Consider the following 16,217-nt stretch of genomic DNA (forward strand, 5'->3'; position numbering starts at 1 on the left):
AGAGGGTCGTGACGACGATGACGGAAGCGTCCGTGGGCGAGTTCAAGATGCCCGACGTGGGCGAGGGACTCACCGAGGCCGAGATCCTCAAGTGGTACGTCCAGCCGGGCGACACGGTCACCGACGGCCAGGTGGTGTGCGAGGTCGAGACGGCCAAGGCGGCCGTCGAGCTGCCGATCCCGTACGACGGGGTGGTCCGCGAGCTGCACTTCCCCGAGGGCACCACGGTGGACGTCGGTACGGCGATCATCGCGGTGGACCTGGCGGGCGGGGCCGCTCCGGCGCCGACTGCTCCGGCGCCGGCCGCGCAGCCGGAGGCCGCTCAGGAGGAGCCCAAGCCGGAGGGCTCGGGCCGCCAGCCGGTCCTGGTCGGCTACGGCGTGGCCCAGACGTCGACGAAGCGCCGCCCGCGCAAGGGTGCCGACGTCCCGCAGCAGGAGCCCTCGACGCCGGCGCAGGCACTGCAGTCCGAGCTGAACGGCCACGGCCCCGCGCCGGCGGTGACGTCCGACCGACCGCTGGCGAAGCCGCCGGTGCGCAAGCTGGCGAAGGACCTGGGCGTCGACCTGGCCACGGTGACTCCGACCGGCCCCGACGGCATCATCACCCGCGAGGACGTCCACGCGGCGGTGGCCCCGGCCGCCGAGCCGGTGCCCCGGGCTGCCCCGGCTGCCCCGGCTGCGCCGGTCGTCGCCCCGGCCGCCGCACCGGCGCCGGTGGCCGCGGCCACGTACGACGCGGCCCGGGAGACCCGTATCCCGGTCAAGGGCGTGCGCAAGGCGACGGCGGCGGCGATGGTCGGGTCGGCGTTCACGGCGCCGCATGTCACGGAGTTCGTGACGGTGGACGTGACGCGCACCATGAAGCTGGTCGAGGAGCTCAAGGCGGACAAGGAGTTCGCGGGCCTGCGCGTGAACCCCCTGCTGCTGATCTCCAAGGCCCTGCTGGTCGCGATCAAGCGCAACCCGGACGTCAACGCGTCCTGGGACGAGGCGAACCAGGAGATCGTGCAGAAGCACTACGTCAACCTGGGCATCGCTGCGGCGACCCCGCGCGGCCTGATCGTCCCGAACATCAAGGACGCCCACGCCAGGACGCTCCCGCAACTGGCCGAGGCGCTCGGCGAGCTGGTGTCGACGGCACGGGACGGCAAGACCACCCCCGCCGCGATGCAGGGCGGCACGGTCACCATCACCAACGTCGGCGTCTTCGGCGTCGACACCGGCACCCCGATCCTGAACCCCGGCGAGTCCGCGATCCTCGCGGTCGGCGCGATCAAGCTCCAGCCGTGGGTCCACAAGGGCAAGGTGAAGCCGCGTCAGGTCACCACGCTGGCGCTCAGCTTCGACCACCGGCTGGTCGACGGTGAGCTGGGCTCCAGGGTGCTGGCGGACGTGGCGGCGATCCTGGAACAGCCGAAGCGGCTGATCACCTGGGCGTGAGCCACGGGAGACAGCGAAAGGGGCGGCCACTGTCGAGTGGCCGCCCCTTTGCGTGTGACGCGGGGCGTCAGCTGATCCTGGCGTAGCCGTAGTTGATCAGCTTCTTGACGTCCGCCGTGCGGTTGGCCTCCGAGGAGGCGGTCAGCACGGCGCCCATGACCTGCTCGCCGTTCTTCGTGGCGGCGAAGACGAGGCAGTACTTGGCCTCGGTGCCGGAGCCGGTCTTGATGCCGAGCGTGCCGTTCCAGCCGAGCAGCGCGTTGGTGTTCTTCCACGCCGCCATCGTGCGGGTGGAACCCGTCTTCGTGATCGTCTTGGCCGTGTACGACTTGGTCTTCACGACGGTCTTGAACGTGGAGCTCTTCATCACGCTGCGGGCGAGCTTCGTCAGATCGCGCGGCGTCGAGGCGTTGGAGCCGTTGCTGATGCCGTCGAAGGAGTCGAACTTCGTGTTCGTCATGCCCAGGCTCTTGGCCATGGTGTTCATCTTGCCGATGAAGTTCTTGGTGCGGGCCGAGACCGTCGAGCCGGAACCGAACTTGTCGGCGAGGGCCATCGCGGCGTCGCAGCCGGAGGGCAGCATCATCCCGTACAGCAGCTGACGGACGGTCACCTTGTCGCCGACGATCAGTCGGGCCGTCGACGGGTAGCCCTTGCGGACCATGTAGTCGCTGACCTCCTTCTTGATCGTCACCTTGGTGTCCAGGTTCAGGTTCGACTGCGACAGCACGACCTTCGCGGTCATGATCTTCGTGGTCGAGGCGGTGAGCCTCTTGGTGTCGGCGGCCTTGGTGAAGAGCGTCGTGCCGGTCGCGCTGTTCATCAGGTACCCGCCCTTGGCGGTGATGGAGGGCGCCGTCACGGCCTGCGCGGGAGCCGCGGTGAGAGCTCCGGTCACGAGCACGGCGCCGGTCGTGACGGCGACGGCTGCGGCTCTGCGGACGCGGAAGCCCTTTGTGGCGGTTATCAACTTAAATACCCCGATTACGTCGAATGCCCCGAAAGTGCGGCCGAGTTGGAGGGGGAAGAGTGGGGCCGCACGTGTGTGACACGTAGTTAACACAGAAGGTTGTGCGCCGGTTGCGGCAGGTGCCGCTTCTTTGCCCGGGGATTCCTTTCGGGGTCCGCATGGTGGACGCCGGCCGTCATGCGTACGTGTTGTATCTATGCTGTGGCCATGCCTTCCGCCCCGCCCGCCCCGCTCAAGCAGCCGCCCGCCGCCGACCGCGTCTACACCCACGTCAAACAGGGTGTCCTGGACCGCCGTTACGAGGGCGGCACGCTGCTCACCGAGGGCGAGCTCGCCGACGCCGTGGGCGTTTCGCGCACTCCGGTGCGGGAGGCGCTGCTGCGGCTGGAGGTCGAAGGGCTGATCAAGCTCTACCCGAAGAAGGGCGCACTGGTCCTGCCGGTCTCCGCACAGGAGATCAAGGACGTGGTGGAGACGCGGATGCTCGTCGAGGAGCACGCGGCACGCAAGGCCGTCCCCGCACCCCCCGGACTCATCGAACGCCTGGAGGAACTGCTCGCCCGGCAGAAGGCACAGGCCGCCGCCGGTGATCTCGCCGGGGCCGCCGTCACCGACCGGTGCTTCCACGTGGAGATCGTCCGCAGCGGCGGCAACGAGATCCTGTCGCGGCTCTACGACCAACTGCGCGACCGGCAACTGCGCATGGGCGTGGCCGTCCTGCACTCCCACCCCGACCGGATCGCCAAGACCCTCGTCGAGCACGAGGAGATCCTGCAGGCCCTGCGCGCCGGGGACGCCGAGGAGGCCGTCGGACTGGTCCACCGGCACATCGGCTGGTTCTCGCATCTGGCGCGGGGTGAGGAGCGATGAAGGCTGCCGCGTTGCCGGGCGATCCTCCCGGCGGCCGCCGCGCCCTCGCCATCTGGGGCATAGGCGTCTCGGTCTACTTCGTCGCCGTCATCTTCCGTACGTCCCTCGGGGTCGCCGGTCTCGACGCGGCGGACCGCTTCGACGTGAACGCCTCGGCCCTGTCGACGTTCTCGATCCTCCAACTGCTCGTGTACGCGGGCATGCAGATACCCGTCGGCCTGCTGGTCGACCGGCTCGGCACCAAGAAGGTGCTGGCCATCGGTGTGGTGCTGTTCACGGCGGGCCAACTCGGCTTCGCCTTCTCGCCGTCGTACGGCACGGCCCTCGCCTCGCGGGCGCTGCTGGGCTGCGGCGACGCGATGACGTTCATCAGCGTGCTGAGGCTCGGCACCCGCTGGTTCCCGGCCCGGCGCGGCCCGCTGATCGCGCAGCTCGCGGGCCTTGCAGGCATGGCGGGCAACCTCGTCTCCACGCTGGTCCTGGCGCGGCTGCTGCACGGGGTGGGCTGGACGGCGGCGTTCGCGGGCAGCGCGGCCGCCGGTGTCGTCGTACTCGTCCTGCTCCTCCTGTTCCTCAAGGACCACCCCGAGGGGCACGAGCCGGCGCCGCTGCCGCACCAGGGGTCGGCGTACGTACGACGCCAGATAGCCGCGTCCTGGCGGGAGCCCGGCACCCGGCTCGGGCTGTGGGTGCACTTCACGACGCAGTTCCCGGCGATGGTGTTCCTGCTGCTGTGGGGCATGCCGTTCCTGGTGGAGGCGCAGGGGCTGTCGCGGGCGGCGGCCGGTGAACTGCTCACCCTGGTCGTCCTGTCGAACATGGTCGTGGGCCTGGTCTACGGCCAGGTCGTCGCCCGGCACCACGAGGCGCGGCTGCCGCTGGCGCTGGGCACGGTGGGGGCGACGGCGGCGCTGTGGGCGACGACGCTGGCCTGGCCCGGTGAGACGGCGCCGATGTGGCTGCTGATCGTGCTGTGCACGGTGCTCGGGGCGTGCGGGCCCGCCTCCATGCTCGGCTTCGACTTCGCGCGGCCGGCGAATCCGCCGGAGCGTCAGGGGACGGCGTCCGGGATCACCAACATGGGTGGGTTCGTCGCTTCGATGACGACACTGTTCGCGATCGGCGTGCTGCTGGACGCGACAGGTGACGACTACGCCGTCGCCTTCTCGGCGGTGTTCGTCCTCCAGGCCCTGGGCGTCAGCCAGATCCTGCGGCTGCGCACGCGTGCGGCGCGCAGGGAGCGGGAACGGCTGGTCGCCAGCAGGGTGGAGACCGTACACGTACCGGCGTAGCCGCCGGCGCACGTCAGCCGCGTACGGGTACGAGCGTGAGGTAGGCGATCCCCAGCACCCCGCGGTAGCTCATCCACTGGGCGCGATGCCGGTCGAGGCGCTCGCGCGTCTCGGCCGCGAGCGGGTGATCCGGGTGTTCGGCGAGCCAGATCTCGACGTCCGCCTGGTACCCCGACTCGAACTCCTCCCACTCGCCCAGGGTCGCTGTCTCCGTCCACTCCGGGCGGAAACCGGCGTCGACCACGAGGTCGAGCAGGGTGGCGAGGTCGTGGTGGTCGGAGGGGGCGGCTCCGGGCCACATGCCGGACAGTTCGGCAGGGGTCGGGGTGCGCTGCCAGAAGCCCTCCCCGAGCAGCACGCGTCCGCCGTCGGCGACCAGGCGGCGCAGTTCGCGCAGGGCATCGGTGAGCAGATGCGGCGGCTCGGCCGAGCTCAGGGCCTGGCTCGCCCCGACGCACAGGACCAGGTCGGCCGGCCCGCGTGAGGTCCCGACCGCGGACTCCTCGGCGAACTCGGCCCTGCGCGCCAGCCCTCGGGCCTCGGCGAGGCGGCGGCCGCGCGCGAGATCCCCGGCCTTGATGTCGATGCCGACCCCCGTCGCGTCGGGCGCGGCGGCCAGGACGCGCAGCATCAGCTCGCCCCAGCCGCATCCGATGTCGAGGACCGACGTGGGGTTCGTACGGGTGAGCCGCTGGACGAGACCCTGCGCCCGTGCCTCGGACAGCGGACCGTGGAAGGTCAGCCGGGTGAGGCTTGGCGGTTCGTCGGTACGGGGGCCGGGGGCGGCCTCGGTTTCAGTTGTCGTGTCAGTCACGGCACGCACGCTAACTCCGCGTCCCCTGCCGCGGACAGCGAATAACGGGCAGCCGCCTCGCGGCACCCGGCGCCCGAGGGACTTCTACGGCGTGACCGTGAAGTTCCGCAGGATCGCCGCCGTCAGGTCCGCGTCGCCCTCCGACTTCAGCCGGTCCGCCGCCGACTCCGGCGTGATACGGCCGCAGGCCAGGCGGACGTAGGTCTCCCAGTCGAGGGTGAGGGTGGCGGCAGGGCCCAGCGCGGGGGCCGTTTCGAGGGTGCCGCGGCCCTGGATGTCGATGCGGATCGTGCGCAGGAACTCGATCGGGCCGTGGACGTCGAGGACGATCGCCGAGCTGCGGGGCGCGCCCGCCTCGGTGGCGACGATGTCGGGCAGCTTGCCGAGCAGGACGTCCCGGGCGACGTGCGCGCCGGGGGAGTCGAGGTTGCCGGGACGGCCGAGGGCCGCGCGCAGGTCCTGCTCGTGGACCCAGATGTCGAACGCGTGGGTCCGCATCGCCTCCTCGAGGGTGAGCTCCGCACCGAGCGGGCCGCGCACCTTGGTGCCGGGGTCGCGGGACTCGTTGCGCAGCTGGCGGTTGCGGCGGATGACCGTGTACTCCAGCTCGGAGGTCATCTCCGGCGCCGTGTGGTGGCGGCGGACGTCGACCTGCATCTCCATGTAGCGCTGGCTGTCGTTGGTGACGTGGAAGAGGTCGCGCGGAAGCGTGTGGATGGGACGCGGGTCGCCGAGCATCTCGCAGTCCAGGCCGATGACATGGGACACGACGTCGCGGACCGACCAGCCGGGGCAGGGCGTGCGCCGATTCCACTCGCCCTCCACAAGCGGCGTCACCAGCTCGGATATCGCTTCGATGGAGTGGGTCCAGGCGTCGGCGTAGGGCTGGAGGGTGGGATGCAGACTCACGGAAACGGGACCCCTCGGCGGTTGGAGCGTCGGTACGCGGGCAGGTTGTGGCGGCGGTGCCAGTGGGCGGCTGCTGTCGGCGGGTGTCTTGAAACGCTAAGTTACGCTGCTGTGAGGCACCCCGGCAGTGCTTTCGTGTGACGATCGTAGGCCCCGCGTGGATGCCCGTGTGGACCGCTCGAATGCCAGGACGGTGGTAGTGTGCGCGCCTCTCTGCTTCAGATCGACGTCAATGAGGGCGAATCGGTCGAATCGCGTCGGGTGAGGGTCGCCTCGCTGGTGCGGGACCAGGCTGGTGCGGATCTGGTCGTCCTGCCCGAGCTGTGGACCACCGGGGCGTTCGCCTACGAGGAGTTCGGCAGTGAGGCCGAGCCGCTCGAAGGGCCGACGTACGAGGCGATGGCGAAGGCCGCGAGCGACGCGGGCGTGTGGCTGCACGCGGGCTCGATCCCCGAACGGGACCCCGACGGGCCGCTCTACAACACCTCCGTCGTCTTCTCCCCCTCCGGCGATCTGGCCGCCGCCTACCGCAAGATTCATCGCTTCGGCTTCGACAAGGGCGAGGCGGTGCTGATGGGCGCGGGCGAGGAACTGGTCACGGTCCGGCTGCCCGGGACGACCCTGGGCGTGGCCACGTGCTACGACCTCCGTTTCCCCGAACTCTTCCGCGGCCTCGTCGACGCCGGCGCCGAGACCCTGGTCATTCCGGCGGGCTGGCCGGAGCGCCGCCGGGCGCACTGGACGCTGCTGGCTCAGGCGCGGGCGGTGGAGAACCAGGCGTTCGTGCTCGCCTGTGGAACGGCCGGGACGCACGCGGGAGTTCCACAGGCCGGTCACTCGATCGTGGTCGATCCGTGGGGCGAGGTGCTGGCGCAGGCCGGTGCGGGGGAGCAGGTCCTGACGGTGGAGTTCGACCCGGGGAAGGTCGCGGTGACGCGGGATCAGTTCCCGGCGCTCAAGGACCGGATGCTGGGGCTGACGCCGCCGCGTCGCTGACGGCGCACCGCTCTCCCCGGCCGCCGCCCGTCAGTCGTCCCCTCGCTCCTTCTCCGCCAGGTGGATCACGCACACCGCCACCGCGATCAGCAGCGCCGGATCAGCGTCGTCCCGTACGACGTCCACGCCGTAGGTCTCCCGCACGTGCAGCCACCGGCGGGAGACGACGGCCAGCAGTTCGCCGTCGTACTCGACGGCGAACTCCCGGTCGAGGATCTTGCCGCTGACGTCGAGTTCCGTGCTGCCGTCGGCCAGGGAGACCCGGTAGTGGTTGCGCAGCAGGGACAGCCGCTTGCGGCGGATCGCGGCGAGCGGTTCGCCGGCCCGCTCGATCACCATCGTGTCGCGCAGGGCGAGCATCTTCTGGTGGATGTCGACGAGGACGTGCCCCTGGGCGTCCTTCAGCTCGAAGGTGTCCCGCAACCGCATCGCCTTGCCGTCGACGAGGAACACCTTGTTGCCCCGGTCGTCCTCGATCCAGTAGTCGTCACCGAAGCCGAGGAGCCGGTCGCGTACGAGGAATCTCATGCCACGAGGGGTTCCCCGCCACCCGCCCCGAAACGCCGTCTGTAGGCCGAGGGGCTGAGTCCCGTGCGGCGCCGCTGAGGGGAGGGCGCGGGCATCCCGCACCCTCCACTCCCACCACTCCCACCGGCAGGGCCGGGGAGTCTCAGGCGCCGTAACCGTCGCTGTAGCCGTCCCGCCGGTGGGGCTGCTCGCCGACGACCGGTGTCGTCGGCGGCACCACCACGCGCTTGCGCCTGGCGATGCTGCTGAACGTCGTGACGCCGATGAGCCCCACGATCATCAGGATGACCCCGACCAGGTCGAGATTGATTCCGTCCATCTCCCAGTCGGTCGCAAACGTGAGGATGGCTCCCGCGGCGATGAGGATGATGCACCCGCCGAGGCCCATGAGTTGTCGCCTCCCTGTCCGGTCCGGTGGTTCCGGTCGGAGGCGGGTACCCCACCCCTGAGGAACTACCCCTCCAGGAACGCCACCAACGAGTTCGCCAGCAGCCACGGGTCTTCCGTGCCGCACAACTCCCGCGCGCTGTGCATGGAAAGGATCGCCACGCCGATGTCGACGGTCTTGATGCCGTGCCGGGCCGCGGTGATCGGGCCGATCGTCGTGCCGCAGGGCATGGAGTTGTTGGAGACGAAGGACTGGAAGGGCACGTCGGCCTTCTCGCAGGCCGCCGCCCACACCGCACGGCCCGAACCGTCGGTCGCGTAGCGGTTGTTGACGTTGACCTTCAGGATCGGCCCGCCGTTGACGCGCGGGTGGTGCGTCGGGTCGTGGCGCTCCGCATAGTTGGGGTGGACCGCGTGGCCCGTGTCGGAGGACAGACAGACCGTGCCGGCGAAGGCCCGCGCCCGGTCCTCGTACGATCCCCCGCGCGCGAACACCGAGCGCTCCAGGACGCCGCCCAGCAGCGGTCCGTCGGCGCCCGTGTCGCTCTGCGAGCCGTTCTCCTCGTGGTCGAAGGCGGCCAGCACCGGGATGTACGGCAGCCCGGCGCCCGAGCCGGCCACCGCGGCCAGCGCCGCCGCTCCGGCGTGGACCGAGAGCAGGTTGTCCATGCGCGGGCCCGCGACGAGCTCCTTGTCCCGGCCCAGGTAGGCCGGCGGCTCCACGGAGTGCACCATCAGGTCCCAGCCGGCGACCTCGCCCGCCGCGAGCCCGGCCGTCTCCTCCAGGAAGGCGATCAGGTCGCCGTCGCGCACGTCGCCGCCGAGGCCCCAGATGGGCTGCAGATGCCGCTGCTTGTCGAGCTTGAGCCCCTCCGCCGACACGGAACGGTCCAGGTGGATGGCGAGCTGGGGGACGCGCAGCAGCGGCCGGTCCACGTTCACCAGCCGCGTCGTGCCGTCCCGCAGCGTCAGCCGGCCGGCGATGCCCAGGTCGCGGTCGAGCCAGGAGTTGAGGAGCGGTCCGCCGTAGATCTCCACGGCCACCTGCCGCCAGCCGTGCGCTCCGGTGTCGGGCAGCGGCTTCACGCGCAGGTTGGGGGAGTCCGTGTGGGCGCCGACGATCCGGTACGGCGTGTGGGGCGCCGCGCCCTCGGGGACGTACCAGGCCACGATCGCGCCACCGCGCAGCACGTACTTGCCGCCGCTCGTCCCGTCCCAGGCGTCCGTCTCCGAGACCTGCCTGAATCCGGCCTTTTCCAGCCGTTCGGCAGTGTTCGCCACGGCGTGGTACGGCGTGGGGCTCGCCGCCAGGAAGGACATGAGGTCGTCGGTGTGGCCGCGGTCGAAGCGGGGGGGTTCGCTCATGGGGTTCACCTTAACGACGTACGAGGGCCCGCTCCCGGTGAAGGGGAGCGGGCCCTCGTAAGGGCGATGTGGAATGTCCGTGAGTGACTGGAACAGGTGGCTGGAAAGGGGCGGGTGGCGGCGCCCCTTCGCCGACTGGCAGGGGCCGACTAGAAGGCGGCCTCGTCCAGCTCCATCAGGTCCAGCTCGACGCCCTCGGCGAGCTTGCGCGCACCGGTGACGCCCGGCAGGACGTTGGCCGCGAAGAACTTCGCCGCGGCGATCTTGCCCGCGTAGAACGCCTTGTCCTTGGCGGAGGCCGTCGGCAGCTTCTCCGCGGCGACCGCGGCGCCCTTGAGCAGCAGGTAGCCGACGACCACGTCACCGGAGGCCAGCAGCAGGCGGGTGGTGTTCAGGCCCACCTTGTAGATGTTCTTGACGTCCTGCTCGGTGGCCGCGAGGTCCGTCAGCATCAGGCCGACGATCGCCTCCAGCTCGACGGCCGCCTTCGCGAGGTGCTCGCGGGCACCGGCCAGTTCCTCGCCGCCCTCGCCGAGCGCCAGGAACTTCTTGATGTCCTCGGCGAGCGAGTTCAGCGCGGCGCCCTGGTTGCGGACGATCTTCCGGAAGAAGAAGTCCTGGCCCTGGATCGCCGTCGTGCCCTCGTACAGGGTGTCGATCTTGGCGTCGCGGATGTACTGCTCGATCGGGTACTCCTGCAGGAAGCCGGAGCCGCCGAAGGTCTGCAGGGACTGGGCGAGCTGCTCGTAGCCCTTCTCGGAGCCGTAGCCCTTCACGATCGGCAGGAGCAGGTCGTTCAGCGCGTGCTCGGTCTTGACGTCCTCGCCCGCGGCCTCCTTGACGGCGATCGCGTCCTGCACCGACGCCGTGTACAGCACCAGCGCCCGCATGCCCTCCGCGTACGCCTTCTGCGTCATGAGCGAGCGGCGCACGTCCGGGTGGTGGGTGATGGTGACCTTGGGCGCGGTCTTGTCCATGAAGTTCGCGAGGTCGGGACCCTGGACGCGCTCCTTGGCGTACTCAAGGGCGTTCAGGTAGCCCGTCGAGAGCGTGGAGATCGCCTTCGTGCCGACCATCATGCGGGCGAACTCGATGATGCGGAACATCTGGCGGATGCCGTCGTGCTTGTCGCCGATCAGCCAGCCCTTGGCGGGGTGCCGGTCGCCGAAGGTCATCTCGCAGGTGTTGGAGGCCTTCAGACCCATCTTGTGCTCGACGTTCGTGGCGTAGGCGCCGTTGCGCTCGCCCAGCTCGCCGGTCTCGAAGTCGAAGAGGTACTTCGGGACGAGGAAGAGGGACAGGCCCTTGGTGCCCGGACCGGCGCCCTCGGGACGGGCGAGGACGTAGTGGAGGATGTTCTCCTCCATGTCGTGCTCACCGGACGTGATGAAGCGCTTCACGCCCTCGATGTGCCAGGAGCCGTCCTCCTGCTGGACCGCCTTGGTGCGGCCGGCGCCCACGTCCGAGCCGGCGTCCGGCTCGGTGAGCACCATGGTGGAGCCCCAGGTCCGCTCGACGGCGATCTGCGCGATCTTCTTCTGGACGTCGGTGCCCTCGTCGTGGAGGATGCCGGCGAACGCCGGTCCGGACGTGTACATCCACACGGCCGGGTTCGAGCCGAGGATCAGCTCCGCGTACGACCAGATCAGGGACGGCGGGGCCGTCGTGCCACCGATGGCCTCGGGCAGGCCGAGACGCCAGTACTCGGAGTCCATGAAGGCCTTGTAGCTCTTCTTGAAGGACGCCGGGACGGGCGCGGTGTTCGTCTCGGGGTCGAAGACCGGCGGGTTGCGGTCGGCGTCGGCGAAGGACTCGGCCAGCTCGTTCTCCGCGAGCCGGGTGAGCTCCTCGAGGATGCTCTTCGCGGTCTCGACGTCCATCTCCTCGAACGGACCCGTGCCGTACAGCTTGTCGCGTCCGAGTACTTCGAAGAGGTTGAACTCGATGTCGCGGAGGTTCGACTTGTAGTGCCCCATGGTCACGGCTCCGTAGAGGGTCGGCGAGGCACTTGGTTCCTCGCGCTAGTTCACGTACCAACAAGTAGCTACGATGATGCTACCCGTCAGTAATAAGACGCAACCCCGATCCGCAATCTGTGACAGGTCACACCGGAACCGTCAGTGTCGCCGTGTAACCCTCCGCCGCACTGCCCTTCGTAGCGGCCAGCTGCTGGTCGTGACCGTCGCTGAAGATCCCGTCCGTCTCCAGGGAGAGGCTGCTGAGGTTGCGCACGCTCTCGTCGTAGCCGTCCGTGGCGTACACCGTCTCGCAGACGTCCTTCGGGAAGGCGAGCTGCGAGGTGTTCGTGAGGGAGGTGGCCGCCGTGGCGTCGGCCAGGCTGCCGTAGACCTCGAAGTGGATGTGCGGCCAGCGGCCCGCGTAGCAGCCGGGGAAGATGCTCCTGAAGGTGACCTGGCCCAAGGCGTCGGTCTCCTGGACGCCGCGCAGGTAGTTCTCGTCGGTGACGCCCTCGGAGTACAGGGAGTAGTCGCCGGCCCGGTCGCAGTGCCAGATGTAGACCGCGGCGCCCTTCTTGGGCGTCCCGCAGCCGGAGGCGGCGTCCACGACCGTGAGCGTGAGGGTCAGGGGCACGCCCTCGGCGGTCCCGCCCGCGGAGTCGCCGAAGCTCTTGGTGATGTCGCTGCGGACTACACCGCTCTCCTTGAGGACGTTCACGCCGTTCGAGCCGTCGCCGGGGAAGGGGCCGGCGGTCTCGTCCGGGATGGTCGCGCACTCGGCGGACGACGACGCGGAGCCCTTGGCGGAGGAGGCCGAGGACGACGCCGAGGACTCGTCCTGCGACGTGCAGCCCACCAGCGGGACCAGGCTCGCCCCCGCCAGCAGCCGGATCATGCGCCGGCGGGCGAGGACGGGAAGGTCGTACGAGAGCCCTCCGTCGTGCTCGTGGACTTCGTCGTGGCCCTCGTCGGCGTGGTGTCGGCCCATGGCTGTCCCCTCGCTGGTGCGGTGCCGTCCGGCACTCCTCCCGGTACGGCAGACGGTAGTGAGGGACAGCTGTCGGAAAGCAGTACGGCAACTGTCGACTCGCTGTCGGTTTTGCCGGAGCCCCCGTAGCGGCCCCGGTACCGGCCCGCTCTCCCCACCGCTCTCGGTACCCTTGCGTCCATGTACGGCTACGACCAGAACGTCGGCGCTCAGCAGCAGTACGCCTCGCCGCAGCAGCCCATGCCCGGCGGCGTCGGCGGCTATGGCCAGCAGCCACCCCTGTACCCCGAGCCGTCACCGCCCTCGCTCGCGGACGCGGTGCGGGCCTTCACCACCGGGCAGATGTCCGCCGAGGACTTCCAGCAGGTCTTCGCGACGTCGAAGGTCTACTGCCCGCGCGGCGACAACCCGGGCTTCCTCGCCCTGCACAACACCCAGCAGCCGGTGATCCCGATGTTCACCTCGCTGAAGGAGCTGCGCCGGTACGCGGGCAAGGAGTCCAAGTACTTCGTCATCACCGGCGCCGAGGTGATCGACCTGCTGCCGACCGGCTACGGCTGCGTCCTCGACATGGAGGGCGAGCACCGCATGGTCTTCGACGCGAAGGCCGTGGAGCAGATGGTCGAGTTCGCGATGCGGCGCATGTACGGCTGACCTGCGCCCTGTCCTGTTTCCCGGACGCGGTGGGTTCCGCGGGCCGTCACCTGTCGGCGGTGGCCCGCGGATCGACCTCGCAGCGAGCGATCTCGTCCAGGGGCCGCCCGGCGCTGGCCATGGCCCGGCGGTAGGTCGTTGTGTCCTTCGCGGGCACCGACACTTGATCTCGAGTGTCGATCATGGTGAAGCCGTGCTCGTTCTTGAAGCTGATCTTCACGGTGAAGACGGCGTCGCGTGCGTTCGGATTCCTGATGTCGACAACCGCGTACGGATCGTCCGTGCTCGCGCAGCTGACGAGCACCGCGGTGCCGTCCTTCAGGGGCCGGGCGGGTTCGCTGGAGGGGGACGCCGTGGGGGTGGAGCGGTGAGTGGGCTGCGAGAGGTGCGCGTCACTGCCGGACGAGCCGCTCGACGAACTGGAATCGCTGCGGCTCTCGTGACCACAACCCGACGACAACCCGGTCAGGGCCACCACGGCCATCGCCGACACCGCCGTGAATCTGACTCTGGGCCCCCGCGTGTACATGCCGCCACCCTATCGACGGCCGTCGCACCCGCCCCGGCGGCGGCCGAGCGGCGGCCCGTCTCACTTGAGCCGTAGCGCCAGGCCGTCCAGGACGATGTCCAGGGCGTAGGCGAACTTGGCGTCGCGCAGCGCGACGGGGTCCGTGGTCACCTGTGCGGTCTCGGCGTACCCCCGGGCCAGGTGCTCGTGTTCCGCGACGGCCTGCTGGGCGGCGGGCAGCAGGCGGGTGATGAAGTCGGCCTCGGTCTCGCCGGAGCGGGCGACCGTGATGAGCCAGGCGCCCTCGGTGGTGCTCATGCCGATGACGTACGAGAGGACGGCGTCGATCGCGCCGTTGGGGTCCTGGAAGCCCGCTGCCGTGAACAGGGCGGCCAGCCGCTCCGAGTACGCCATCAGGTTGGGGCCGAGGTAGGCCAGCCCGGCCTGGCCGAGAACCGACGACAGCCACGGGTGCCGTAGCGCCGTCGTACGGAACGAGTGGGCCGCCTCGGCGACCGCCGCGCGCCAGTCGGGGCTGTCGGCGGGCGGTACGTGGATCTCGGCGGCGACCTCGTCGACGGCCAGCTCCATCAGCTCGTCCTTGGTGGCGACGTGCCGGTAGAGGGAGGCGGCGCCGGCGTTCAGCCGGGTCGCGAGCTTGCGCATGCTCAGCGCCTCGACCCCCTCCGCGTCCAGCATGGTGATCGCCTCGCGCACGATCGTGGCGCGGCTGAGCGCCGGCTGGTCGGACTCGCGCTGGGGGCGGGCCCAGACGGAGGGGATGGAGCTCTGCTTCGTCGTCCTGGCGGCCATCGGCACTCCTTCACATCCCTGCGTACATCGTTCGCATCGAGCGTACAGGAATCGGTGATTGCGAACACTGTTCCGTTGTGCGTACAGTGTTCGCAACAAAGGAACGGTGTTCACAGAGCCGGGGAGAGCGTCATGGAGGGGAACGTCATGGACGTCAAGGGAACTCGTGATCCACGCCGCTGGTGGATTCTGATCGTGCTCTGCCTGAGCACGCTGGTGCTGGTCGTCGACAGCATGGCGCTGACCGTCGCGGTGCCGGTGATGACCGGGGACATCGGGGCGAGCGCCCAGGACACCCAGTGGATCCTGGACTCCTACATCCTGGTCTTCGCCGGCCTCCTGCTCACGTCCGGCAGCCTGGGCGACCGGTTCGGGCGCCGGAAGGTGATGGTGATCGGGCTCCTGCTCTTCGGCGCGGCCTCGCTGGCCGCCACCTGGTGCACCAGCCCCGGCGAGGTGATCGCCGCACGCGTCGCGATGGGTGTCGGCGGAGCCCTGATCATGCCGTCCACCCTGTCGATCCTCATCACCGTCTTCGACGAGGACGAGCGCGGCAAGGCGATGGCGGCCTGGAGCTCGGTGTCGATGCTCGGTCTGGTCGGCAGCCCGGTGCTGGGCGGCGTCCTGATCGACCACTTCTCCTGGCAGTCGATCTTCTTCATCAACGTGCCGATCGTGGCGCTGGCGATCGTCGCCGCCCTGACCCTGATGCCGGAGTCCAGGGCGCCCTGGCAGAAGGCGGACCCGCTGGGTGCGGTGCTGTCGGCGGTCGGGATGACGGCCCTGGTCTGGTGGATCATCGAGCTCCCGCAGCACGGTGCGCTGGGCGGCCGCTCCACGGTCACCCTGGTGGTGGCGCTCGCCTCGCTGGTCGGCTTCGTGGTCTGGGAGAACGTCACGAAGTCGCCGATGGTCCCGCTGGTCCTGTTCAAGCACCGCAACTTCAGCGGCGGTTCGCTCTCGCTGGCGCTCGTACAGATCGCCAACGGCGGTCTGCTGCTGGTCCTCACCCAGTACCTGCAGTTCGTGCTCGGCTACTCGCCGCTCAAGGCGGGCCTCGCCTTCCTGCCGCTGGCGCTCACCGCCCTGATCGGCAACGGCGTGGGCGTCAAGCTCGCCGCGAAGTACGGCAACCGGTGGGTGATCCTCGCGGGGATGCTGGTGATGGTGGCCTGCTTCGCCCTCATGGCCACGGTCTCCGCGGACTCCGGCTTCACGGTCCCGGCGGTGGCGCTCGGTCTCCTCGGCCTCGGCGCGGGCCTCGCGATGCCGGCCGCCGTCGGCGCGCTGATGGGCACCATCCCCGAGGACAAGGCGGGCGTCGGCTCGGCCCTGAACGACACCATCCAGCAGGCCGGCACCGCGCTCGGCATCGCGATCCTGGGCTCACTCCTGTCGAGCGGCTTCGCGGACCGGATGCCCGAGGGGACGCCGGAGGAGGCGAAGCACTCGATCGCCGGGGCGGTGGCCGGTGGTGACGCCGGTCTGGTCGCGGCGGCCCGCGAGGCCTTCACCGCCTCGATGTCCACCACCTTCACGGTCAGCGCGATCGGTGTCCTGGCGGCGGCGCTGCTGGCGACGCTGGTCATGCGGGACGACCGGCGCAAGCCGGCCGCCGCCGACCCGGAGAGCACGCCCCGGAAGCAACCAGAACCGGTCGTCTGACCTCCAAGTCCGCGCTCTTACTGACACACTGAGCCGCTCCCGCACCACCGGGTCCTTG

Annotated in this window: 16 protein-coding genes; 6 read left to right on the forward strand and 10 right to left on the reverse strand. The window is 70.0% G+C overall.

Annotation, left to right across the window (positions count from 1 at the left end; translation table 11 throughout):
- Window positions 1-8 precede the first annotated feature (8 nt).
- A complete protein-coding gene (locus ACWGDB_RS06205; protein WP_453821306.1) occupies window positions 9-1,442 on the forward strand; it encodes a dihydrolipoamide acetyltransferase family protein in 1,434 nt (477 codons plus the stop codon).
- Between the two features lie 67 nt (window positions 1,443-1,509).
- Here the strand turns inward: ACWGDB_RS06205 and ACWGDB_RS06210 are convergent, their stop codons facing one another.
- Window positions 1,510-2,412 carry a D-alanyl-D-alanine carboxypeptidase family protein gene (locus tag ACWGDB_RS06210; protein WP_453821307.1) on the reverse strand — a complete coding sequence of 301 codons (903 nt, stop codon included), beginning with the start codon at window positions 2,410-2,412 and terminating at the stop codon, window positions 1,510-1,512.
- A gap of 207 nt (window positions 2,413-2,619) precedes the next feature.
- Between ACWGDB_RS06210 and ACWGDB_RS06215 the strand changes: the two genes are divergently transcribed.
- Both ACWGDB_RS06215 and ACWGDB_RS06220 read left to right on the forward strand, forming a co-directional pair.
- Window positions 2,620-3,282 carry a GntR family transcriptional regulator gene (locus ACWGDB_RS06215; protein ID WP_453821308.1) on the forward strand — a complete coding sequence of 221 codons (663 nt, stop codon included), beginning with the start codon at window positions 2,620-2,622 and terminating at the stop codon, window positions 3,280-3,282.
- Window positions 3,279-4,574 carry an MFS transporter gene (locus tag ACWGDB_RS06220; protein ID WP_453821309.1) on the forward strand — a complete coding sequence of 432 codons (1,296 nt, stop codon included), beginning with the start codon at window positions 3,279-3,281 and terminating at the stop codon, window positions 4,572-4,574. Before ACWGDB_RS06215 ends, ACWGDB_RS06220 begins: the two co-directional genes overlap by 4 nt.
- A gap of 13 nt (window positions 4,575-4,587) precedes the next feature.
- Here the strand turns inward: ACWGDB_RS06220 and ACWGDB_RS06225 are convergent, their stop codons facing one another.
- Together ACWGDB_RS06225 and ACWGDB_RS06230 are read right to left on the reverse strand one after the other, a co-directional pair.
- A complete protein-coding gene (locus ACWGDB_RS06225; RefSeq protein WP_453821310.1) occupies window positions 4,588-5,388 on the reverse strand; it encodes an SAM-dependent methyltransferase in 801 nt (266 codons plus the stop codon).
- An 84-nt stretch (window positions 5,389-5,472) separates the two neighbouring features.
- Window positions 5,473-6,297: a maleylpyruvate isomerase family mycothiol-dependent enzyme gene (locus tag ACWGDB_RS06230; protein WP_453821311.1), complete on the reverse strand. Its 825-nt coding sequence runs from the start codon at window positions 6,295-6,297 to the stop codon at window positions 5,473-5,475.
- A gap of 201 nt (window positions 6,298-6,498) precedes the next feature.
- On the opposite strand from ACWGDB_RS06230, the gene ACWGDB_RS06235 reads away from it, so the two are divergent.
- The gene (locus ACWGDB_RS06235) at window positions 6,499-7,293 is read left to right on the forward strand and encodes a carbon-nitrogen family hydrolase (RefSeq protein WP_453821312.1); all 795 of its coding nucleotides are present in this window, start codon (window positions 6,499-6,501) and stop codon (window positions 7,291-7,293) included.
- Window positions 7,294-7,323: 30 nt separating this feature from the next.
- Here the strand turns inward: ACWGDB_RS06235 and ACWGDB_RS06240 are convergent, their stop codons facing one another.
- The 5 genes from ACWGDB_RS06240 to ACWGDB_RS06260 form a co-directional block, all read right to left on the reverse strand.
- Window positions 7,324-7,821 carry an LURP-one-related/scramblase family protein gene (locus tag ACWGDB_RS06240; RefSeq protein ID WP_453821313.1) on the reverse strand — a complete coding sequence of 166 codons (498 nt, stop codon included), beginning with the start codon at window positions 7,819-7,821 and terminating at the stop codon, window positions 7,324-7,326.
- Between the two features lie 142 nt (window positions 7,822-7,963).
- A complete protein-coding gene (locus ACWGDB_RS06245; RefSeq protein ID WP_453821314.1) occupies window positions 7,964-8,209 on the reverse strand; it encodes a DUF6458 family protein in 246 nt (81 codons plus the stop codon).
- 65 nt (window positions 8,210-8,274) lie between these two features.
- The gene (locus ACWGDB_RS06250) at window positions 8,275-9,573 is read right to left on the reverse strand and encodes a M18 family aminopeptidase (RefSeq protein ID WP_453821315.1); all 1,299 of its coding nucleotides are present in this window, start codon (window positions 9,571-9,573) and stop codon (window positions 8,275-8,277) included.
- Window positions 9,574-9,722: 149 nt separating this feature from the next.
- Window positions 9,723-11,549 (reverse strand): acyl-CoA dehydrogenase, encoded by a 1,827-nt coding sequence (locus ACWGDB_RS06255; protein ID WP_383628788.1) that lies wholly within the window; start codon window positions 11,547-11,549, stop codon window positions 9,723-9,725.
- Window positions 11,550-11,676: 127 nt separating this feature from the next.
- Window positions 11,677-12,519: an intradiol ring-cleavage dioxygenase gene (locus ACWGDB_RS06260; RefSeq protein ID WP_453821316.1), complete on the reverse strand. Its 843-nt coding sequence runs from the start codon at window positions 12,517-12,519 to the stop codon at window positions 11,677-11,679.
- Between the two features lie 180 nt (window positions 12,520-12,699).
- Here ACWGDB_RS06260 and ACWGDB_RS06265 point away from each other — a divergent pair, with 180 nt between their 5' ends.
- Window positions 12,700-13,173: an SseB family protein gene (locus tag ACWGDB_RS06265; protein ID WP_328425767.1), complete on the forward strand. Its 474-nt coding sequence runs from the start codon at window positions 12,700-12,702 to the stop codon at window positions 13,171-13,173.
- Window positions 13,174-13,219: 46 nt separating this feature from the next.
- Here ACWGDB_RS06265 and ACWGDB_RS06270 read toward each other — a convergent pair whose 3' ends face one another.
- Both ACWGDB_RS06270 and ACWGDB_RS06275 read right to left on the reverse strand, forming a co-directional pair.
- Window positions 13,220-13,702, reverse strand: coding sequence for a hypothetical protein (locus ACWGDB_RS06270; protein WP_453821317.1), 483 nt, complete (start codon window positions 13,700-13,702; stop codon window positions 13,220-13,222).
- A gap of 60 nt (window positions 13,703-13,762) precedes the next feature.
- Window positions 13,763-14,494, reverse strand: coding sequence for a TetR/AcrR family transcriptional regulator C-terminal domain-containing protein (locus ACWGDB_RS06275; protein WP_453821318.1), 732 nt, complete (start codon window positions 14,492-14,494; stop codon window positions 13,763-13,765).
- Between the two features lie 132 nt (window positions 14,495-14,626).
- Here ACWGDB_RS06275 and ACWGDB_RS06280 point away from each other — a divergent pair, with 132 nt between their 5' ends.
- On the forward strand, window positions 14,627-16,159 hold the full coding sequence (locus ACWGDB_RS06280; RefSeq protein ID WP_453821319.1) for an MFS transporter: 1,533 nt from the start codon (window positions 14,627-14,629) through the stop codon (window positions 16,157-16,159).
- Window positions 16,160-16,217 lie beyond the last annotated feature (58 nt).

The sequence above is a fragment of the Streptomyces sp. NPDC055013 genome (assembly GCF_053608645.1).

Bases quoted from the DNA above. Each gene is read 5' to 3' on its own strand.
- ACWGDB_RS06270 (WP_453821317.1), bottom strand. From the start codon at position 13,702: ATGTACACGCGGGGGCCCAGAGTCAGATTCACGGCGGTGTCGGCGATG.
- ACWGDB_RS06255 (WP_383628788.1), bottom strand. From the start codon at position 11,549: ATGGGGCACTACAAGTCGAACCTCCGCGACATCGAGTTCAACCTCTTC.
- ACWGDB_RS06260 (WP_453821316.1), bottom strand. From the start codon at position 12,519: ATGGGCCGACACCACGCCGACGAGGGCCACGACGAAGTCCACGAGCAC.
- ACWGDB_RS06240 (WP_453821313.1), bottom strand. From the start codon at position 7,821: ATGAGATTCCTCGTACGCGACCGGCTCCTCGGCTTCGGTGACGACTAC.
- ACWGDB_RS06215 (WP_453821308.1), top strand. From the start codon at position 2,620: ATGCCTTCCGCCCCGCCCGCCCCGCTCAAGCAGCCGCCCGCCGCCGAC.
- ACWGDB_RS06220 (WP_453821309.1), top strand. From the start codon at position 3,279: ATGAAGGCTGCCGCGTTGCCGGGCGATCCTCCCGGCGGCCGCCGCGCC.
- ACWGDB_RS06245 (WP_453821314.1), bottom strand. From the start codon at position 8,209: ATGGGCCTCGGCGGGTGCATCATCCTCATCGCCGCGGGAGCCATCCTC.
- ACWGDB_RS06265 (WP_328425767.1), top strand. From the start codon at position 12,700: ATGTACGGCTACGACCAGAACGTCGGCGCTCAGCAGCAGTACGCCTCG.
- ACWGDB_RS06275 (WP_453821318.1), bottom strand. From the start codon at position 14,494: ATGGCCGCCAGGACGACGAAGCAGAGCTCCATCCCCTCCGTCTGGGCC.
- ACWGDB_RS06250 (WP_453821315.1), bottom strand. From the start codon at position 9,573: ATGAGCGAACCCCCCCGCTTCGACCGCGGCCACACCGACGACCTCATG.
- ACWGDB_RS06280 (WP_453821319.1), top strand. From the start codon at position 14,627: ATGGAGGGGAACGTCATGGACGTCAAGGGAACTCGTGATCCACGCCGC.